This window comes from Vibrio sp. V19_P1S1T109 (genome assembly GCF_002241375.1).
Lineage (GTDB): Bacteria > Pseudomonadota > Gammaproteobacteria > Enterobacterales > Vibrionaceae > Vibrio > Vibrio anguillarum.
In genome coordinates, this window is the sequence record NZ_NDIM01000177.1 from 1 (window position 1) to 5,238 (window position 5,238).

Annotated in this window: 5 protein-coding genes and 3 pseudogenes; 5 read left to right on the plus strand and 3 right to left on the minus strand. The window is 41.7% G+C overall.

What is annotated here, in order from left to right:
- Positions 1-504: 504 nt before the first annotated feature.
- The 3 pseudogenes from B9J87_RS08415 to B9J87_RS17915 form a co-directional block, all read left to right on the plus strand.
- A pseudogene (locus B9J87_RS08415) lies at positions 505-858 on the plus strand (hypothetical protein); the annotation flags it as partial.
- Between the two features lie 2 nt (positions 859-860).
- Positions 861-944 (plus strand): annotated as a pseudogene (locus B9J87_RS17620) (transcriptional regulator); the annotation flags it as partial.
- 114 nt (positions 945-1,058) lie between these two features.
- Positions 1,059-1,181: pseudogene (locus B9J87_RS17915) on the plus strand (integrase); the annotation flags it as partial.
- A gap of 16 nt (positions 1,182-1,197) precedes the next feature.
- On the opposite strand, the gene B9J87_RS08420 reads toward B9J87_RS17915, so the two are convergent.
- The 3 genes from B9J87_RS08420 to B9J87_RS08425 form a co-directional block, all read right to left on the minus strand.
- Positions 1,198-1,755 (minus strand): hypothetical protein, encoded by a 558-nt coding sequence (locus B9J87_RS08420; RefSeq protein WP_013857463.1) that lies wholly within the window; start codon positions 1,753-1,755, stop codon positions 1,198-1,200.
- A gap of 288 nt (positions 1,756-2,043) precedes the next feature.
- On the minus strand, positions 2,044-2,196 hold the full coding sequence (locus B9J87_RS17750; protein ID WP_176429502.1) for a hypothetical protein: 153 nt from the start codon (positions 2,194-2,196) through the stop codon (positions 2,044-2,046).
- A 99-nt stretch (positions 2,197-2,295) separates the two neighbouring features.
- Positions 2,296-2,691, minus strand: a complete 396-nt coding sequence (locus B9J87_RS08425) for an ACT domain-containing protein (protein WP_094150186.1) — start codon at positions 2,689-2,691, stop codon at positions 2,296-2,298.
- A 250-nt stretch (positions 2,692-2,941) separates the two neighbouring features.
- On the opposite strand from B9J87_RS08425, the gene B9J87_RS08430 reads away from it, so the two are divergent.
- Positions 2,942-3,529, plus strand: a complete 588-nt coding sequence (locus tag B9J87_RS08430) for a class I SAM-dependent methyltransferase (protein ID WP_094150188.1) — start codon at positions 2,942-2,944, stop codon at positions 3,527-3,529.
- The coding region (locus B9J87_RS08435) for a DEAD/DEAH box helicase family protein (RefSeq protein WP_176429503.1) at positions 3,526-5,238 on the plus strand (1,713 nt) is incomplete at its 3' end. The genes B9J87_RS08430 and B9J87_RS08435, both read left to right, overlap by 4 nt.

Genomic DNA, 5,238 nt, shown 5'->3' on the forward strand with positions numbered 1-5,238 from the left:
AGTAAGTACGACGTTAATGCCAACTATGTGATTTCAGTCACGCAATTTCTAGGTATTCCAAAAAGTACTCCAAGATTAATCTTAAAAGGTATAATCACTTAAATATCAAATTATTAACAATCAAGTTCAAATCCCGCCAGCAAAGACGTCCTAGGGCGTCTTTTTTCTTTTCTAAACCCTTGTCATATCTAGCTTTAAGTGGTTCAGGGAGTCTCATCGAGATTCACTTAATCTCTGTCACTTCGTAACATTCCTCGTAACACTGCCACAGCTCACCTCAACCACTTTGTTCATTCAAGGTAACTGTTCATTTATTACGAACAACTTGCATCACTGTACAAACTATTAACGCCCCACTTCCTATCGCAGCTTTCATCGCTGAAATCATCCATTCTGCTCATCAAAACTTTTGACTTACAGATTATGAGTAACAATTTACTCACAACTTGAAAGAAAATGACTTTAAGAGTAAAACTTTACTCATTGATAAGTAGGGTGTTGTCGATGGAAGAACTAACCGTACAAGCTTTTATCAAAGGTGAATGGATAGATATTGGTATTATCTCGTTCCCTAAAAGTAGTCAACATAATTTCCGAGTAACTGAACTCAACTACCTCAGCGACTATGCGCTAGAGCATCACGATAAAGATGACTTTCACGCTGTTTCACTAAACCACCCTGTCTCATTCTTTTTTAATGACATGGGTAAACCCAGATGGTTAAAGTTTCTAGACGATATTATGCCTAGCGGCGCTAGTAGACGGTACTGGGTTAAATACCTAGATATTGAAGACCTTAGTTCAGATGAACAAGACTATGTTTTGCTCAAGTTTGGCACGATGTCGCCTATTGGCAACTCAAACTATTTGGCTTAAAAGTCGGACTGCTCCCCTCTTCTCCCGATGCGTTAAAATCGCTATTGATAGATGGTGAGGATGGGTAAAATTCTCAGTATCAGCGCTATTCCTTTAGATTGAATTGCTATAACAAGCTAGTATTTTTTAATGATTTAGGAATACATGGACGCGGGTTCAGTTCCTTTTGAAGCAGGAAATTGATGATTTTGCCAGGTGGCTCTAAACAATCGCAACTCAATGACTATCGCTCAATAAATAGAAAGCGCGCCAATCTCAACTTAGGACGCCACCCTGATGTTTCTCTTGTACAAATGCGGAGGTCAGTTTACACACCCGCAGTTATGCATTCGTTTGTTGCTGATGGGTAGCGACTGTCGTGAGTTTATCGGCGCGGAAAAGCTTGTAAGCCATAATGCCAATAACCAACGCTTTGATGATCATCATTTGTGGGTTACCGAAATAGGCAGCCATACCAACAAACCCCGATAAGAACATGAGCAAACGGAACCTTTTCAGGTCAGTCATATACAGTGCCAACAAAATTAACGCGAGATCGCCAAACTGCAAGGCTTCGGCAAGTGTGGGGTTATTGATAAAGCTGCTTACGGCCACATAAGCAATATAAAGAATGCCGCTCGCCATCAAAGCCGCAGCAGAATTGATCACCATTTTGCTGGTGTTAGTAAAATCTTTCACATATCGATATGCGTTAATGGCACCAACCGACAGGTTAAGGATGACTTTAGGCCACCAGCCCATCAAAATTGACCAAGCAATGTCATTCGCAGCCGAAGCAAATGCAGCATAGCGAGTAAACTTCATCGAATTAAAAATAGTGAGTGATATATAGAATGCGACAGATGTCCATCCTAATACTTCGCGTAATATATCAAGCAAAATACGGTCTCTTTTTACATAGAATCATCATCCACAACAATGAAACTATCTGCTACTAATAAGGCCAGTAGTGGTTTATAAACCCACCACCTAGCCGTTGGGCGCAGGATAATATCACGGCATTCGGTATAAATCCTAGAAAAGACTCTTATCAATACACGCTTATTCTCGAAAATATGTTTCTCAATTTTGGAAACAAAACTGCAAACTCAACAAACGCATTACCACTCCCCTTTTGACACATTCAATCATCCCTGAATGAAAATTAACTGACGTACGCTAACTCATTCAGCGAGGAGAACGAACCGCAACCACTTTCGTCTCGATCAACTGATAGTGAATCCCAGCTTGGTCAAACGACTGGCGCAGCGCCGTTAAATTCCGGTGATAGGTCACTTGCCGACCAGATGCCGTCTTCACTTTCATTACCATATTAGTCATACACTTATCCTCTACACTTAACCGATTGGTTGCATCAAACTATGCTATTTTGAATATTTATAACCAAACAACTTGGAGTTGCAGGTAGCAAGGAAATCATTATTGTGCGAACTCTTTGAGTGCCGCCATCGCCTTTTCTGCCTTATCTTTTTGTACAAAAATATGGTCATGATAATAGCCCGCCATCACATTAGCGCTGATGCCATACGAAGCTAGCTTAGTTGCAAAAGCGGCCGTTAAACCCACCGCCTCTAAACTTGAATGAACCGTCAGCGTAATTAAGCTGAATACCGATTCAAAATCGAGCTGCGCCGCAATGGCCTTTTGCTGCTCAACGACCAAGGTCAGCCCTTCACGCTCTTGAAATGTCGCCACGGGTTCTAAATGCAAATAATCGGCTAATGCCCCTTGCACAGTACAAAACACATAACTTCCGCCCACCAACTCGGGTGACATGGATTGCAGTAAAACCTCTAAATCAGTAATCGCTGTCATATTTTCTTTCTCATTCAAATTGAAGCCGAAGTGCAGAGTAAAGCCCTCTGTGGAATAAGTGAAATTAATAATATTAATGGTTAATTAGTCATTCTTATTGAATAGAACATCACTTGAGTTCTATGGCGACTTTAGGCTAGCTGTCTGCGCACGAAAAACTTAAAACAACTCAGTTGATCACACTTGTACTGCAATCAATTGAGCCTTTGGTATTAGATAGTTAGAATAGCGTTCACTTTGAGGAGCGATTATGTCTATCGAGTTCTACAACCAAAATGCCCAACTGTTTTTTGCATCAACCAAAGAAGTAGATACCCATTCGCTGATGGAACACTTTACGCCCCATATTCCAAAAGGGGGCATCATCCTTGATGCTGGTTGTGGTTCAGGCAGAGATGCAAAAAGTTTCATTGAGCAGGGTTATAAAGTGGTGGCATTTGACGCCAGTGAAGAATTAGCAAGCTTAGCATCTCAACTGCTTCAAATTCCGGTCACCGTTTCAACCTTTGCTGATTTTCAAAGTGATCAATCTTTTGATGGTATTTGGGCTTGCGCATCGTTACTGCATGTTGGTGAGTTAGATCTTCCAGATACCTTTACTCATTTAGCTTCTCAGCTAAAATCATTAGCCCCTCTATATTGTTCTTTTAAATATGGAACAGGGGAAGTGGAACGTGATGGCCGTCGATTTACCAACGGTGATGAACAACGTTTAGCACAGTGGATCGCTCATGCCCCATTGAATGTTGCAAAAATCTGGATAACCAATGATTTAAGAGCGGATCGCCAAAACGAACAGTGGTTGAATGCTATTTTAATAAAAAGTGAAGAGCGATGAGCGCTCATAGAAACAAGGGTCTAGCCACTTTATATAGCGGTCCAAAATTAAGTGCGGGAGGGAAACAAGACCCGCTACTTCCTAAGTTAATCCAAGCCATTAACCACGCTAGTGAAATAGAGATCTCGGTTTCTTTCGTTCAACCTTCCGGATTGGATTTACTATTTGACCCTATTCTTGACGCTCTAAAAAGTGGAGCCTCACTCAAATTACTGACTTCGGACTATCTAGCAATAACCCACCCAGTCGCATTACGACGCCTTATGATATTGGCGGAACGTGGAGCGCAATGCCGTATTTTTACTTGTGAAAGTCAACATAGCTTTCATATGAAATCCTACATTTTTGTTAAAACAGAACAAGGGATCATCAGTGAAGGGTGTGCTTGGGTCGGTTCAAATAACATCAGTAAAACAGCGTTACTACAGAGCTATGAGTGGGCTTTACGCCACGATTTTGAGCAACCAGCCACTTCACCCGCAGCGCAAGAATTTGAATATATTCGTGAGCAGTTTTCAGCTATTTTTTCTCATGAACAGAGTATGGCTCTCTCCCATCACTGGATAGACGACTACTTACTGCGCTACAAAAAACTGTCAATGCAACGTTCATTAACACTGTTGGATGGAGCCGATGAAGCACCGGAGATACCTACCCCAAACTCAATGCAAGTGTTGGCTTTATCAGCGCTAAACCAGAGCCGTGAGCAAGGCTATGTACGTGGCTTGGTTGTCTTAGCGACTGGAATGGGAAAAACATGGTTAGCCGCTTTTGATGCCCAACAGATGCAAGCAAAACGCGTCTTGTTTGTTGCCCATCGAGAAGAGATTCTGACTCAAGCTGAAAGCACATTTAGTAAATTAATACCTAACGCTAAAACTGGCTTATACAACGGAGCTGAAAAAACAGAGGAAGCTGATTATCTTTTTGCTTCGGTCGCCACCTTAGGTAAAAAAGCGCAGTTAGCGCGCTTCAAAGCCGATGATTTTGACTATATTGTTGTCGATGAATTTCATCACGCGAGTGCGCGTAGTTACCGAGATTTACTCGCTTATTTCCAACCAGCGTTTCTTTTAGGCTTAACCGCAACACCCGAGCGCTCTGATCAAGCCGATATATTATCGCTTTGCGACAACAATTTAGTGTTTGAGCGTAACTTGGTGCATGGCATTGATGAGAAAATTTTAGTGCCATTTCATTACTATGGTATTTACGATCAATTCGTCGATTATCAAGAAATCCCTTGGCGCAATGGCAAATTTGACCCCACAGCTTTGGACAGTGCATTTGCAACCAAGCAGCGTGCCGAACATATTTATCACCATTGGTTTGGCAGAAAACAACAGCGAACATTAGCTTTCTGTATTTCTAAACGTCATGCCGATTACATGGCGAAATACTTTTCCAAACAAGGCGTTCGCGCTATCGCCGTCTATAGTGACTCTCAAATACGTCGAAACGACGCCCTAAAACAGTTGAATGAAGGAAGTATCGACATTCTTTTTTCTGTCGACCTGTTCAATGAAGGAACCGATCTACCAGCGATTGATACCATTTTGATGATTCGTCCCACCGAATCAAAAATACTCTTTTTACAGCAATTAGGCCGCGGTTTGCGCCAATCTCCGAGTACAGGTAAACAGCAATTAATGGTGTTAGATTTTATCGGTAATCACTCTTCATTTTTAAATCGGCCCTCAACCCTACTC